General features: G+C 34.3%; 18 protein-coding genes. 4 read left to right on the top strand and 14 right to left on the bottom strand.

All coding sequences use genetic code 11. From position 1 onward, the window contains the following. Positions 1-1,773, top strand: a 1,773-nt coding sequence (locus tag CHB80_RS10040; protein ID WP_089371341.1) for a T9SS type A sorting domain-containing protein, incomplete at its 5' end; no start/stop codon positions are given. A 127-nt stretch (positions 1,774-1,900) separates the two neighbouring features. After that, a complete protein-coding gene (locus tag CHB80_RS10045) occupies positions 1,901-2,089 on the top strand; it encodes a hypothetical protein (protein WP_089371342.1) in 189 nt (62 codons plus the stop codon). Between the two features lie 57 nt (positions 2,090-2,146). Here CHB80_RS10045 and CHB80_RS10050 read toward each other — a convergent pair whose 3' ends face one another. The 5 genes from CHB80_RS10050 to CHB80_RS10070 are packed head-to-tail and all read right to left on the bottom strand — an operon-like array spanning position 2,147 to position 5,934. Then, on the bottom strand, positions 2,147-2,569 hold the full coding sequence (locus tag CHB80_RS10050) for a VOC family protein (protein ID WP_089371343.1): 423 nt from the start codon (positions 2,567-2,569) through the stop codon (positions 2,147-2,149). A gap of 5 nt (positions 2,570-2,574) precedes the next feature. Beyond that, positions 2,575-3,414 carry an alpha/beta fold hydrolase gene (locus CHB80_RS10055; protein WP_089371344.1) on the bottom strand — a complete coding sequence of 280 codons (840 nt, stop codon included), beginning with the start codon at positions 3,412-3,414 and terminating at the stop codon, positions 2,575-2,577. A 2-nt stretch (positions 3,415-3,416) separates the two neighbouring features. Continuing rightward, positions 3,417-3,782, bottom strand: coding sequence for a cupin domain-containing protein (locus tag CHB80_RS10060; RefSeq protein ID WP_089371345.1), 366 nt, complete (start codon positions 3,780-3,782; stop codon positions 3,417-3,419). 46 nt (positions 3,783-3,828) lie between these two features. Further along, positions 3,829-4,365: a hypothetical protein gene (locus CHB80_RS10065; RefSeq protein WP_089371346.1), complete on the bottom strand. Its 537-nt coding sequence runs from the start codon at positions 4,363-4,365 to the stop codon at positions 3,829-3,831. 24 nt (positions 4,366-4,389) lie between these two features. Further along, positions 4,390-5,934, bottom strand: coding sequence for a helicase HerA-like domain-containing protein (locus CHB80_RS10070; RefSeq protein ID WP_089371347.1), 1,545 nt, complete (start codon positions 5,932-5,934; stop codon positions 4,390-4,392). 136 nt (positions 5,935-6,070) lie between these two features. Between CHB80_RS10070 and CHB80_RS10075 the strand changes: the two genes are divergently transcribed. Beyond that, entirely contained in the window at positions 6,071-6,565 is a 495-nt protein-coding gene (locus CHB80_RS10075; RefSeq protein WP_089371348.1) for a RidA family protein, read from the top strand. Between the two features lie 59 nt (positions 6,566-6,624). Here the strand turns inward: CHB80_RS10075 and CHB80_RS10080 are convergent, their stop codons facing one another. The 8 genes from CHB80_RS10080 to CHB80_RS10115 form a co-directional block, all read right to left on the bottom strand. Next, complete coding sequence (locus CHB80_RS10080) at positions 6,625-7,335, bottom strand: hypothetical protein (protein WP_089371349.1); 711 nt, start codon at positions 7,333-7,335, stop codon at positions 6,625-6,627. Between the two features lie 114 nt (positions 7,336-7,449). Further along, a complete protein-coding gene (locus CHB80_RS10085) occupies positions 7,450-7,842 on the bottom strand; it encodes a hypothetical protein (RefSeq protein WP_089371350.1) in 393 nt (130 codons plus the stop codon). A 39-nt stretch (positions 7,843-7,881) separates the two neighbouring features. After that, a complete protein-coding gene (locus CHB80_RS10090; protein ID WP_089371351.1) occupies positions 7,882-8,430 on the bottom strand; it encodes a carboxymuconolactone decarboxylase family protein in 549 nt (182 codons plus the stop codon). Between the two features lie 526 nt (positions 8,431-8,956). After that, a complete protein-coding gene (locus tag CHB80_RS10095; protein WP_089371352.1) occupies positions 8,957-9,304 on the bottom strand; it encodes a hypothetical protein in 348 nt (115 codons plus the stop codon). A gap of 9 nt (positions 9,305-9,313) precedes the next feature. Continuing rightward, positions 9,314-10,165 carry a phosphatase PAP2 family protein gene (locus tag CHB80_RS10100; protein ID WP_229746830.1) on the bottom strand — a complete coding sequence of 284 codons (852 nt, stop codon included), beginning with the start codon at positions 10,163-10,165 and terminating at the stop codon, positions 9,314-9,316. Positions 10,166-10,214: 49 nt separating this feature from the next. Then, positions 10,215-11,108: a pirin family protein gene (locus tag CHB80_RS10105; protein WP_089371353.1), complete on the bottom strand. Its 894-nt coding sequence runs from the start codon at positions 11,106-11,108 to the stop codon at positions 10,215-10,217. A 67-nt stretch (positions 11,109-11,175) separates the two neighbouring features. Then, the gene (locus CHB80_RS10110) at positions 11,176-12,018 is read right to left on the bottom strand and encodes a helix-turn-helix domain-containing protein (RefSeq protein ID WP_089371354.1); all 843 of its coding nucleotides are present in this window, start codon (positions 12,016-12,018) and stop codon (positions 11,176-11,178) included. A gap of 210 nt (positions 12,019-12,228) precedes the next feature. Further along, a complete protein-coding gene (locus CHB80_RS10115; RefSeq protein ID WP_089371355.1) occupies positions 12,229-12,654 on the bottom strand; it encodes a hypothetical protein in 426 nt (141 codons plus the stop codon). Between the two features lie 114 nt (positions 12,655-12,768). Between CHB80_RS10115 and CHB80_RS10120 the strand changes: the two genes are divergently transcribed. Then, a complete protein-coding gene (locus CHB80_RS10120) occupies positions 12,769-13,212 on the top strand; it encodes an Lrp/AsnC family transcriptional regulator (RefSeq protein ID WP_089371356.1) in 444 nt (147 codons plus the stop codon). 108 nt (positions 13,213-13,320) lie between these two features. Here CHB80_RS10120 and CHB80_RS10125 read toward each other — a convergent pair whose 3' ends face one another. Beyond that, on the bottom strand, positions 13,321-13,872 hold the full coding sequence (locus CHB80_RS10125) for a hypothetical protein (protein ID WP_089371357.1): 552 nt from the start codon (positions 13,870-13,872) through the stop codon (positions 13,321-13,323). Between the last annotated feature and the right edge of the window lie 75 nt (positions 13,873-13,947).

Below are 13,947 nucleotides of genomic sequence, written 5' to 3' on the forward strand. Positions count from 1 at the left end.
TTAGACGCGACAGGAAATCCAAATGGAACGACAAGTTTCAATGGAGATACAGAAGCTGTGATCTGTTTAGATTCACAAGCTGATCCAATAGTTGTGGTACACGAGAATGATGCACCAAACTTATCATACAGATATGTAATTACAGATGCAGCAACAGGATTGATCTTAAACGTAGTTGCTACCAACAGTATTGACTTAAACGGAGTAGCTGCTGGTGTATGCGAAATCTGGGGATGGTCTTACAGAGGTGTTCCTGGAAATGGATTAGATCAAATCGGTGAGCCACTTTCGGCGCTTGACGATTTAGATTGTTCAGATATTTCAGACAATGCAGTAACGATTATCAGAGAAGCTGCTGATGGAGGAACAGTATCAATAGATTTAGACGCGACAGGAAATCCAAATGGAACGACAAGTTTCAATGGAGATACAGAAGCTGTGATCTGTTTAGATTCACAAGCTGATCCAATAGTTGTAGTACACGAGAATGATGCACCAAACTTATCATACAGATATGTAATTACAGATGCAGCAACAGGATTGATCTTAAACGTAGTTGCTACCAATAGTATTGACTTAAACGGAGTAGCTGCTGGTGTATGCGAAATCTGGGGATGGTCTTACAGAGGTGTTCCAGGAAACGGATTAGATCAAATCGGGGAGCCACTTTCGGCACTTGACGATTTAGATTGTTCAGATATTTCAGACAATGCAGTAACGATTATCAGAGAAGCTGCCGATGGAGGAACAGTATCAATAGATTTAGACGCAACAGGAAATCCAAATGGAACGACAAGTTTCAATGGAGATACAGAAGCTGTGATCTGTTTAGATTCACAAGCTGATCCAATAGTTGTAGTACACGAGAATGATGCACCAAACTTATCGTACAGATATGTAATTACAGATGCAGCAACAGGCTTAATCTTAAACGTAGTTGCTACTAACAGTATTGACTTAAACGGAGTAGCTGCTGGTGTATGCGAAATCTGGGGATGGTCTTATAGAGGTGTTCCAGGAAACGGATTAGATCAAATTGGAGAGCCACTTTCGGCACTAGATGATTTAGATTGTTCAGATATTTCAGACAATGCAGTAACGATTATCAGAGAAGCTGCAGATGGCGGAACAGTAAACGTTGACATAGATGCTACAAATGAAATTGGAGAAGATACAACTATCATAACAGGAGAAAATTCTGTAACTATTTTAGTTGATGATGGTGTTGCAAACCCAATCGTAGTAGCACACGAAAATGAATCTCCAAACTTATCATACAGATATGTAATTACCGATGCAGAAACTGGATTAATATTGAATGTGGTTAACACAAACACCATTGATCTTGAAGGAGCAGGAGTAGGTACTTGCGAAATCTGGGGATGGTCTTACAGAGGTGTGCCAGGAAACGGATTAGATCAAATTGGAGAACCACTTTCGGCACTTGATGACTTAGATTGTTCAGATATCTCTGAAGATTTTATAGAAGTAATACGTACCGATGTACTTTCAGTAGAGGATAATCAAATTGATGTTGAGTTAAATATGTATCCAAACCCTACAACTTCGTTCTTAAATATCTCTTTAGGAGGTGTGAATAATGGATATGCTATAAATGTATATTCTATCACAGGACAAGTGGTAATGAGTGAGACATACACTACTCAAGATAACACATTAGATGTGTCAAGACTAAGTAATGGAATGTATTTACTGGAAGTGATTGATGAAGCTTCAAGCACAAGAACAGTAAAGCGTTTTATAAAGAGATAACGAATTAAACGTAATAAGGATTCGTAATGAATTCTTGTTTATGATTGGTTGGGGAAAGGTCGTCAAGAAATTGGCGACCTTTTTATATCAGAATAATTGTAAATTAGAGAATCTTAAATAAATTTCTATGAAAAAGAATATAGTAAATATTGATGTGCAGGCATTACCAAAAAAAACTTTGAAAATAATTTTGGGAGGCAGTACTGGGAGTGTAAATGGTTCTACTGATGGTACTATTGATGGCTCTACTGAAGGTTATGATATTGGATACGATGAAGGTTTTGATGATGGATATGACGCAGGTCTAGGAGGATAGGAAAATATCCCTTAAGTATTGTTTTGTATACTTAGAAAGTATATAATAACGATTATATTATTTAGCAAATAGTTGGCTGTCGTCTTTAAAGGCTTTGAATTCAAGCGCATTTCCACAAGGGTCATAAAAAAACATAGTGGCTTGCTCACCTACTAATCCTTCAAATCGAATATAAGGTTCAATCACAAAAGTGATATGAGGTGTTATCGCTTTCGCGAAAGCGTGAAAATCATCCCACCCAAGTACAACACCGAAATGAGGTACGGGTACAGCCTTACCATCTACTTCATTGTGATGGTTTTCTTCTGTTTTGTTTTTCTCTTTATAATGAATAACAAGTTGGTGACCGAAAAAATTAAAGTCAACCCAATGGTCACTACTTCTTCCTTCTTCTAGTTGTAGAATATCTCTATAAAATACTCTGGCTTTTTCTACATGATCCACTGGAATTGCTAAGTGGAAGGGTCTTACGTTGCTCATAGGTTTTATGTTATAAATTCGATAATGTGATTACGTACTTCATCTTGGTATAACGAATGTCCAAGACCAGAAGTTTCTATATAGGTGCTGTCTTTCCAATTTTTATGAATCCCTCTAGAGGCTTCTACTGGAGTGATTTTGTCATAAACATCATGTATAATAAGCCCTGGAATGTCTATTGATTGTGCAAAACTATATCCAGAAAACTCTTTAATAGCAAATCCAAAACGTTGTTGGATTAAGCTGTCTAGCCCTCTCATCACCATATTATTCATACTAAGAATCTTTTGGTAGTCTTTCATAATTTCCGAAAGCTCGGAAGGAGCGCCTAGGCTTACTAGCTTTTTTATATAGGTAGGTTGGTGTTTATAATAGTGGAAAATGGTGGTTAATGCTCCTACAGAATGCCCAATATGAAATTTAGGTTGATAATGTTGCGAGACTATTTCTAAACTTTCTGTGTATAAAGGAACATTTAAAATCTTACCCGTAGAATTTCCATGAGCAGGGGCATCAAAACTAACAATATTGTAATGATGACTTTGTAATACTTCTATAAGACGCCACCATCTATGAGCATTACTTTCCCAACCGTGTATTAATAAAACGGTAGGACCAGAGCCTTCCCATTTATAGGTTTGAACAGTTACCGTGTCATTGATTTTTAATTGTTCGTCTTTAGCAGCGTTTAAGAATTCCTTTTGATCTTCTTTAATACGTCCTCCTCTAGGAGTACAAAATATTAAAAAAGCTTTGCGTGCGGCAGCTTTTTTTGACCATAAAGACATGGCATTAATTTGAGTGCCTATAATCTTAGGTAATAATTTAATAAGGATTTTTTTCAAACCTAATCTTCTCTATGAACAGTATCTGGTGAAAAAGCAGGTGTGCAAATAGCTATGTATTCACAAGCTTCATCAAAAGGATTACTGTATTGAATTCTTGTATTTTTATTAATCTTGATAGACTGACCTGCTTCTAATATAACGGTGTCTCCATCAATAATAAACTGCTTTTTCCCTTTAATGATGTATGTGTACTCATCAAATTCTGGCGTTTGGAAGGGTTCGCTCCATCCTGAAGGAGCAACCATATGTGCAATACTAATTTCTTGATTACCATCTGTAGCACGACCCCAATGTTCTTCTATAACTTTTCCATCTGTAGTAGGTACAACAAAGGGAGCATTTTGTATGTGATATGATTTTTTCATCTGGTTTTGAGATGTCTAGTATATGAAATATGCAGTAATCAAATCATTATTTCAAAGGCCATGTAAACATAAAATGCTTAATAGGAGCTTCTCCAGGTACTTGTACAGGTTCTAATTTACTTGATGTGCTAAATCGTACTTCTGACGATAAGTGTTTCTTATCTATGATAAAGTAGACCTCACTCTCTTCAACAAAAACAATAATAAAGTCAATCATATTGCTAATCTTCTTAATGGTATACGCATTTTTGATATCCTCAAATGTGCTTTTTAAAGAAATACCATTCTCAGTAGTATAGCGATCATCAAAAAACTGAATATGATCAATGATATCGTTATCATTTTTTTTAGGAGATAGTTTCATTAATTTATTTCCTCCTTTTTCATATAGCACATAATTTGCAGATGCTGTTTTTACTAAACTATCATTAGGTCCTTTAAACAAGGCATCTAAGTCACTTGTTTTAGTTGCTTTTGTAATAGCTCCTACCGCTTCATTGGTTACTGAAAAAGTAGTGTCTTTTTCAGTACAAGAAGTAATACATAAGGTAAGTATGAGTAATGTGATATAAATACGATTCATGGGTATAGGTATATTTTAATATGATTATTTAAGCATTTTTCCTAAGATTCCAAACACACCACGTATAACTGTTGCGCTGGTAAGGACTTTAATAATTGCTTTTGATGTAGCACTTTGTGCAGGTTTTCTTGAAGAACCTCGTCTACTACTAGAGCTTGATCTTGAAGCTTTAGCACGCTCTTCTTTTGCTTTTGCTTTGACCTCCTCTTCGTTTGCTTTTTCTATTTTTTTATTTAGTAATTCATAAGCACTATCTCTATCTACAGTTTCGCTATATTTTTTAACGAGTTTTGAACTTGTATTAATACTATCAAGTTCTTCTTGCGTTAAAATATCCATACGTGACATGGGAGCTCTAAGCATTGTAGCTGCTAGTGGTGTAGGACGTCCTTTTTCATCTAGAGCAGAAACTAGCGCTTCTCCTATTCCTAACGAAGTTAATACTGTTTTGGTATCATAATAAGGAGAGTCAGGATAATTTTCGGCAGTCAATTTTATGGCTTTACGATCCTTAGCTGTAAAAGCACGTAAAGCATGTTGAATTTTTAATCCTAACTGACTTAAAACACCTTCAGGAATATCGGTAGGGTTTTGAGTTACAAAATATAATCCTACTCCTTTCGAACGAATTAGTTTTACAATACTTTCTATTTGATTGTGAAGTGCTTTTGATGCTTCTTTAAATATAAGATGTGCTTCATCCAAAAAGATCACTAATTCTGGACGATCACTATCCCCTTGCTCTGGGAATGTACCATATATTTCGGCTAATAAACTCAACATAAAAGTTGAGAATAATCCAGGTCGATCTTGAATATCAGTAAGGCGTACAATATTAATAATACCACGGCCATCATCTGTAATACGTGTTAAATCTTCTGTGTCAAATGATTTTTCTCCAAAAAAGATATCGGCCCCTTGTTGTTCTAGCTCAACTATTTTACGAAGTATAGATCCTGATGAAGCCGGTGAGATACGACCGTAACTTTCTTCAATCTCTTTTTTCCCTTCACGGGTTGCATATTGCAAAATCTTTTTAAAATCCTTAAGATCTAATAGCGGCAATTTATTGTCATCACTATACTTAAATAATATAGACACAATTCCTGCTTGCGCTACCGTAGCATCAATAATACGAGAAAATAATACAGGTCCAAACTCGCTTACAGTAGCTCTTAAACGTACCCCATCTTGCTCAGACAGTGTCAGAATTTCTACTGGGAAGTCCTTGGCTTCAAAAGGTATCCCAATTTTTTCGTGACGTTCGTCTATTTTAGGATGTCCGGGACTTGCTTTTGCAATCCCTGAAAGGTCTCCTTTCATATCCATCATCAAAACAGGAATACCTTGGTCAGAAAGGTTTTCTGCAAGTACTTGCAATGTTTTTGTCTTTCCGGTACCAGTAGCTCCCGCTATTAATCCGTGGCGATTTAAGGTTTTTAAGGGTACTTTTACATGAGCATTTGTTATAGTTTCTCCTTCTAGCATAGCTGCTCCCATCGTAATAAAGTCTCCTTTAAACGTATTTCCAGCATTTATAAAATCAAAAAATTCTTGTTTAGTATCCATAATATATTGGTTGTAAAGCGTATGTGTTATATTGGGTATTTGTAAGCATACGCTTTCGCGAAAGCATAAAAATAAACAATCCCTTAAAAAAGCGACAATTATCTGTTACATTTATCTTCTCTAAAACAATGTATCTATGAAAACGAACCTTTTATCTGCACTTTTACTAACTATTTTCTTTTTTTCATGCGAAACAAAAGTAACTACTTCGGTGGGTGGAGAAGATGAAAAAGCAACTGCAAAAGCTCCTATTGAAGTCACATACCATGCCTCTCATGAACCTAAGAAAGCAAATGCTCCTTTTTCTGATGCTGTACAAGTAGGGGATCTATATTTTTTATCTGGACAAATAGGGATGGACCAAAGCACCAGAACATTAGTAGAAGGTGGTATTGAAGCCGAGACAAAACAAACATTAGAAAATATCAAAGCCGTTTTGGCGCAGCATGATATGGATATGAGTCATGTAGTAAAATCTCTTGTTGTTCTTGATAATATTGAAGACTTTGCTGCTTTTAATGAAATTTATAAAACGTATTTACCTCAGAAACCTGCACGTACTACATTTGCTGCCGAAGCTCTAGCGGCGGGCGCAAAAATTGAAATTGAAGTGATTGCTGTAAAGCGTTAATGGTATAAAACTAAAAAGAGCTACCTAGGTAGCTCTTTTATATATTATTTGTAATTTAATTATTTTACCACTTTTATATCTGTAAAATAGAGTTTTAAATCTCCTACTTTATCCGTATGCGATGTGGAGATATTAAGACCTTCAAATTTTTGATAGTCAGAAAATGTAGTCATCATAGAAGGTTCCGGCGCATTACTTTTTCTAAAAACCCACTCATCTATAATGTAATCATCGGCATCATAATAAAAGTCATAAGCATCACCAGGTGTGTACCCGCCTTCATTACCGTAAAGGATCGTTAATTTTTTAGTTTTCTTTTGTGAAATAGGCGCTGTAGCAGTATCCTGAACGGTTATGCTAGTGCCTTCATCCCATACTAATTGATAAGGTGCTAATAACCAAAACTTATCATTAATAAAACCTTCGTCAGTGCCTGGAGGGACACTATCCATAGAAGCTCTATTGTATGCTATTACTTGCTCTCCAAGAGTCATCGTCACATCATTTGTTTTGGGTTTCCATGACCAAGAGCGTTTTGCTACATTTTGTCCTTGACGATCTACATTAAACGTAAAATCTATTTGAGAAACAGCGTCCCAATTTCCAAATCCGTTTGCATTTGCAATTTTTTCAGCTTCGGTAAGTTCTTTCTTTTCTGTTTGATTTTCTGCATTTACTTCGGGTAATTCAGACTCTTTTTGCTGTGGTGTTTCATTTTTACAACTTAGTGATAGAAACGCTATACAGGCAATTAAATAGATGGTTTTCATTGTCTTTTATTTTGTGTCAAAAGTACTGAAAGTATCATAAATATCTTGTGTATATACATAAAAAGACCGCCTATATAGGCGGTCTTTTTAGAGTGTAAGTAGCAATGTGAGTTGTTACTTTACAATAAGGACATTATCTGTCGAAGTTGGGTTAAGCGGACAGAAGTATACATATTCTCCTTTTGCTAGTTTTGTAGGGTTTGAATGCCCTGTTGTATTGTTTTCTACAGCTGCAGTTACATAAGCAGTTTTGATATGGTTTTCAGGATTAGAAACATCTTTTCCTTTTTGTACTAATACAAATCCTACCTTGTGTCCTACATTGTTATTATCAATTTCAAAAACGTATGTTCCTTCAGAAACAGTGATTTGTTTTTGAGTAAATTCGCCTTTAGTTTGCTCTAGTGTGATTTTTTTTGCTGGAGCATCTTTCATCATTTTGTCTTGTGCTTGTGCTGCGAATGATACTGTGAATACTAATACGAATAATGCAATTACTTTTTTCATTTTTTTAATTTTTAGTGTGTTGTTTATATAGATTTTGAATTAAGCTACTACGCTGTTTAATGGTTGTGCTACTGGAAAATCAATAGGCACTTGAGTTGTGTTGTGGATGTAGTTTGAAATTGTTTTCTCTCCTACTAATACGATGGTGTCTATTAAGTTTTCGTTAGTCCATCCTGCATTTAAGAAGTTGTCTACTACTGTTTCTTCTGCACGTCCTCTATTTTCTGTAATGTTTTTTGCAAGTTTTGCAAGTGCATCAAGTTTAGCATCAAAAGGAGCATTTCCAGCTCTTAATTCTAAAATTTGATCATCGGTAAAACCGTTCATTTTTCCAATAGCTGTGTGAGCAGAAAGACAGTAATTACATGCGTTTACTTCGCTTACTGCAAGGTTTACTACTTCTTTTTCTTTTGCTTTAAGTGACGTTGGAGCATTTGCAAATGTTAAGTAGTTTGCTAGTGCATTATCAGAATGTGCATAGGTTGCATATAAATTAGGTACAAATCCTAACATACCTTCTAATTTGTCAAATATTGCTTTGTTTGTATCGTTTACTTGGTCTTTTGTTGGAACATTGAATGTGCTCATAATTTCTATTTTTTATTTGTTTGATGTTTTGTTTTGAATTTATATTGGGTGTACTCAGTGTACGTGATTTTTAAAGTTTAGAAGGAAGCTTCTTGGTCACAATAGTAATCGTGTAAATGTTTTTGAGAACAATACATTTTTGGATTCATCGATTCTATGAATTTTGCTTTCCCTTTTCTGAAAATCTCTATAAGATTTAATACGGATATATGTTGTTTTGCCATCGTTGATTTTAATTTTATTTGATGACTTTGTCTTAGGAGAAGCGATGATCTTACAGCAAATGAGTTGCCATATATTCCTGAGTAGATGTCAATATTACCTATTTGAGATAAAAATGACTGTTTTTTGTATAAAACCGAAAAAAAATAAACAGATAACATCTAAAAATCATATCTGTACGTATATGATTATATGTAGACTTTCTAGTAAATGGTTAAGTTAAATATATATAAGTCTACAAAGCATATTACTCTTGATATGTCTTTCCCCCAATTTGATGCTGGGAAACCCTAGAAAGTTATTTTTAGGGTTTTCTTTTTTTAGGGATGTTTCCTATGAGAGGGCTTCCTGATTTTAGTAGTGTTACAAGAGTATGTGCATCTTCTTCAAATGCATCGTGATTTTCAGGAAGTACAAGCCATGTTTTTATACCTATAGATATGAGAGGTCTTATGCTTGTGAGTTGGTGTTTTAATTTTTGATGATGTTCTTTTTTTGTGGCAATCCAAATACCATAGTCTTTATGATACTTTTCGTTTTTACATAAAGCAAATACAATACGTTCTTCTAGATAAAACGCATCGATACCAAACATTTTTTTATGTCTTAGATGTAATGGATACAACCATTCTATAAAAAACTCAAAGGGCATATTACTTTTTTAAAATCGTCCTACAATACCCATGCTTCCAACACCAAAATTAATATTCCAAGTAATCCCTTTTTTACGATCGTCTTCACCTGGGTATCGTTTTTTTGCATTTAAGTAATTATCTATAGCATCTACAGTAACAACACTTATAGCAATACTCAATGCTACATCTGTAAGCCAGTGAGCTCCATTTACGATACGTGATATTGGTGATATCATCCCCACAGTATAGATACCCGCTTTTACCCACGGGTTATCAAATTGTTTTGAAATAGCATATGCTGTTGTAAATGATAATATAGTATGTCCAGATGGAAAAGATCTAAAACCTGCTTCACCACTAAAGGGTTTAAAAGCAAACTTACCTTCGTTATTTTGAGGTCTGGATCTTCCGACTGTAGTTTTTAGTACTGTTTGAATTAGGCCTACCGCTGTTGCCGAAGAAATTAATAATACACCGGTTTCTCGTACTGGCTCATTTTTGGTAAATAACCCAAATAGATATACAGATCCTGTTATACCATAGGTTACTTGAGGACTTCCAAAACGTTCTCCAAATTCTTTTAAAATAGTAGGAGATGAATCTTCTTGGTTTCTAAAAAACTCACTGGTCTCATCATCTACAAAATATAATAAAGCTGTTCCTCCCGCTACAAATCCAAAGGTTGCCCAATCATCCCCATCCCAATGTATGGGTCTGCTATAAGCATGAAACAACCCTCCTAAAGCCGAGGCTCCGTCATATTTTGCAAGTTGCCAAATGTTTAAACTATCCTGTTCTTGAGATGTTAAAGACTGTCTTTGACTATAGGACGTTAGTGTTAATAAACAACATGCGATAAGGAATATATACTTTTTCAAAATGTATGAATGTTTAGTGTTAAATATGAAGCTGTTTTTGCAATATACATTATTTGCCAAAACTGGGTGGTTTTGGTAATGGTACATATGATGTGTCATTAGGAACTTTAGGGAATAAACCAGTTTTCCAAGCTTCTTTTGCATGTTCAATTTTTTCTTTAGAATGGCTTACAAAATTCCAGAAAATATGACGTTCTTCAGGAAAAGGCTCACCTCCAAATATAAGTATATGACTATCAGGAGAAATCTGTACTGTACATACATCTTCAATTTTACTTACGAGCATATTGCCAGCAGTGATGGTTTGATCACAAGCTGTAATACTACCACTTACAATGCAGATGCCTATTTCACCTTTTATATTTCCTTTTGCTACAAAAGTATGCGCTGTTGTAGTGGTAATAGCAATCATAAATAAATCTGAGTGAACAGGAACGGGTGACATTTTATTAAAAGCTTGACCAGCTACAAGGGTATATTGAGCGCCTTGATCTGACCAACGGGGAAGCGAAGTAGCTTCAATATGGTGAAACTCTGGAGTAATATCTTCAAGGTCTTTTGGAAGTGCTACCCATATCTGATAGCCATGCATTGTAAAAACTTCTTTATGGAGCCTCGCTTCTTGTGGTGTACGCTCTGTATGGGTACATCCTTTTCCTGCGACCATCCAGTTTACAGATCCAGGCCGTATTACTTGATGCGTACCCATACTGTCCTCATGGGTTATTTTTCCTTCTAAAAGATAAGTCAGTGTCGCAAGTCCTATATGTGGATGCTGATCTACATCCATATAATGATTTGGACCTAATTCTGTAGGTCCCATATGATCTATAAAAATAAAAGGACCCACCATTCTTTTTTTGCGAAATGGTATTAAACGTCCTACTAAGAAGTCACCTATATCTCGACTTCGTTCTTCTATGATCAACCCTGTATTTGACATATATATGCATATTTCTTTGTACTAGAAAAATACAAAGAAATATGATATAAAATAGAAACCAGTATACTTATGCAGTAACGAGTTGTTTTGTTTTATTTTTAAATGCAGATGGAGATTCTCCTGTTTGCTTTTTGAAGAGTCTGCTTAAATGCGATGCATCTTGAAAGCCTACTTCAAAAGCAATTTCTTTTGCAGATTTATCTGTATATGTAAGTAGCCTTTTGGCCTCAAGCACAATTCTATCATGGATAATCTGTAAAGGAGTCTTATCAAATTTTGAAAAATAATTTGAAATTGTTTTTGGAGATTTATTGAGTTGGGCAGCATAAAAAGATACAGAATGCTCTTTTCTAAAATGCCATTCAACTAAGAATGTAAACATACGTATGATCTCTAATTTTTCATCATGTACTTGCCCATAATGTCCTTGAGATTTTATGAGACGTGTAATTTTGATAATAAAACGAGCCATTAGTAAGCGTAGCATTTCTGCCTGAATACTATCCTTTGTCTCTAATTCCTCTAAGAAAACTTCATGTAACATTTGAAGTTTACGTTTTTGATCTTCTTCTAAGGTCACTACAGGTAATTCTGAGTTTCCATAAAACAAAATCCCAACACAACCTACTTCTTTATCATGATCTTTAATACAGTAAAATTCTCTATTAAATTGATACACTACAGCATTTCCTTCAATATATTGTAGATGATGTAGTGGTGTAAGAGCTATGATTTGACCAGGTTCAAGTGTAAAATCAACTTGATCTAGTTTTAAAGAAACAGGATTTTTTTGTGCCCAAATAAATGTAAATAATGATAAGGGCTTAGATTCTAAATAGGGGGATAGGATTTCTTCATCGCCATAATAAAAGACGGCACTAGTAGTAAATTCTGAAAATTGCTTCTTCATAACAACAATTGTCTATTTTTCTTTTAATAACTTACAGTAAACTTCATTTTTTTATAACATTATTTTTGCAGACTGTATAAAATGTGAAATTATATGTCACTGTATATAACTTCTTTTTACAAGTCGTATATGATATTCTAACAAAATCAATTTCTATAATGCATTGATATGTTAGCTTTTATAAAATTAAAGTGGGAGGGTAAGCAAGTGTCAATTTTGCTGTGTGATAGCAATATTCCATTGTCTATACATCTTCTTAAATTTTAAAATTTCTGAAGATAATACACGCATATGTTCCCTATTGCGCTTTGAGATTTTTCGAAGCTTTTTGCAATTAGCACGTATTCTATCTATATGATGTATAATACTATTGGTAGAGTCTAGTCGTAGACCTATGTTTTTTGTAGTCTGTGCAATGGCTATTTTTGATGGTAATGTCACTGCACTAATTACAATTTCTTCTAAGGTATTTTCAGATTCATTGTCAGATGCATATAAGGTACTTACAGTCTTATTTTCTGTTAAGTGTGATGTAATAGACCTAGATAAGGTATAAATATCTAATGCCTTGTTATAGAGTAAAGTATCTTTAACAGGTATTTCAGGTTGTGATATGTGATTATATGCTTTTGCCATTTCTTATGAAAACAAAGTTACAATCATAAAAGGAGAGTCTAACTTTTGATTTTAAAGCAAAAAAGAGTTTTGTCTTTAAAAATGATGTATTTTTGAAAATAAAATTTAAAATTTATGGTAGATGAGCTAAACCTCAAAATTTTAAAATGTTTGCAAGAAAATGCAAGACAATCTAATGCCGAAATAGGGCGTAAAGTTGGAATTACATCACCTGCAGTTTCAGAGCGTATTAGGAAGATGGAAGATATGGGAGTGATTACGGGTTTTAAAGCTATCATCTCTCCCTTAGAAATGGGATATCAATTTAAAGCCATTATAACCCTTCGCGCATTTATGGGAAAACTAAAACCATTCCTAGAAAAAGTAAAAACTTTTGAAGAAGTTGTGAATTGTTATCGTATTACAGGGAATGAAAATATTGTGATGGAAGTAGTTTTAAATAATCAATACCACTTAGAAAGATTTATAGATCAAATTATAAGCTATGGAGAATCTAAGACACAAATTGTACTCTCTCAGGTAGTGCAATTTAATCCTATTTTAAAATTGAATAAGTAATAAGATGTATACGCTTTAACGCTACGCTCTCCCTTTGGTCGTGAATCTCACAAGTTCGATTTCGCGAAAGCGTATATCTAAAAAACATTATCTAACCTTATAGTGTGATTAATCTTCATCACTATCAAAATCTTCATACAGGTGATTATTGTCATAAGGCAAATCATCTCCTGGCATTTTATCATTATAATCTACACCCGGAGGATTAAAGAGTCCCCAACGATCTATAATATAATTATAAGGATTAAAGGTTTTAACCCACTCTGCAAATAACGGGCGTAATACTTCGATTTCTCTACGTAATAATTCTAGATATTCTATTTCTCTAAAGCCTGCAATTTGTAAACCTCTTAAATTTGTAATGATTTCTTGTGCAGCTTTTCTTATAATGACTGCATTTTCCATTTTTATATCATAGAGCTCTACACCATGAATTCCAGCAATCTTAGCAGGGATAATAAGTGCATTTTCCATCATACTAGCCGTATGGTAGTCAAATAGCGAATGTTCATACACAGAAGAAGCATTGCTTTCTTCTTTCGGAATACAATCTACTATATGCTCTACTAATTTTAAGATAACCTCAGCCTGAATGAAAACAGGTAACTGCCTCCAAGAGTCTATATCATAATTGTGGTTATCATCATCGTCATCATACATATTAAGTCGGGTTTTACTTTTTAAAACTAACTATTCGGGCATATAGTTATTATAAAAGTATACTATTTATAACGG

This window comes from Dokdonia pacifica (assembly GCF_900188275.1).
Classification (GTDB): domain Bacteria; phylum Bacteroidota; class Bacteroidia; order Flavobacteriales; family Flavobacteriaceae; genus Dokdonia; species Dokdonia pacifica.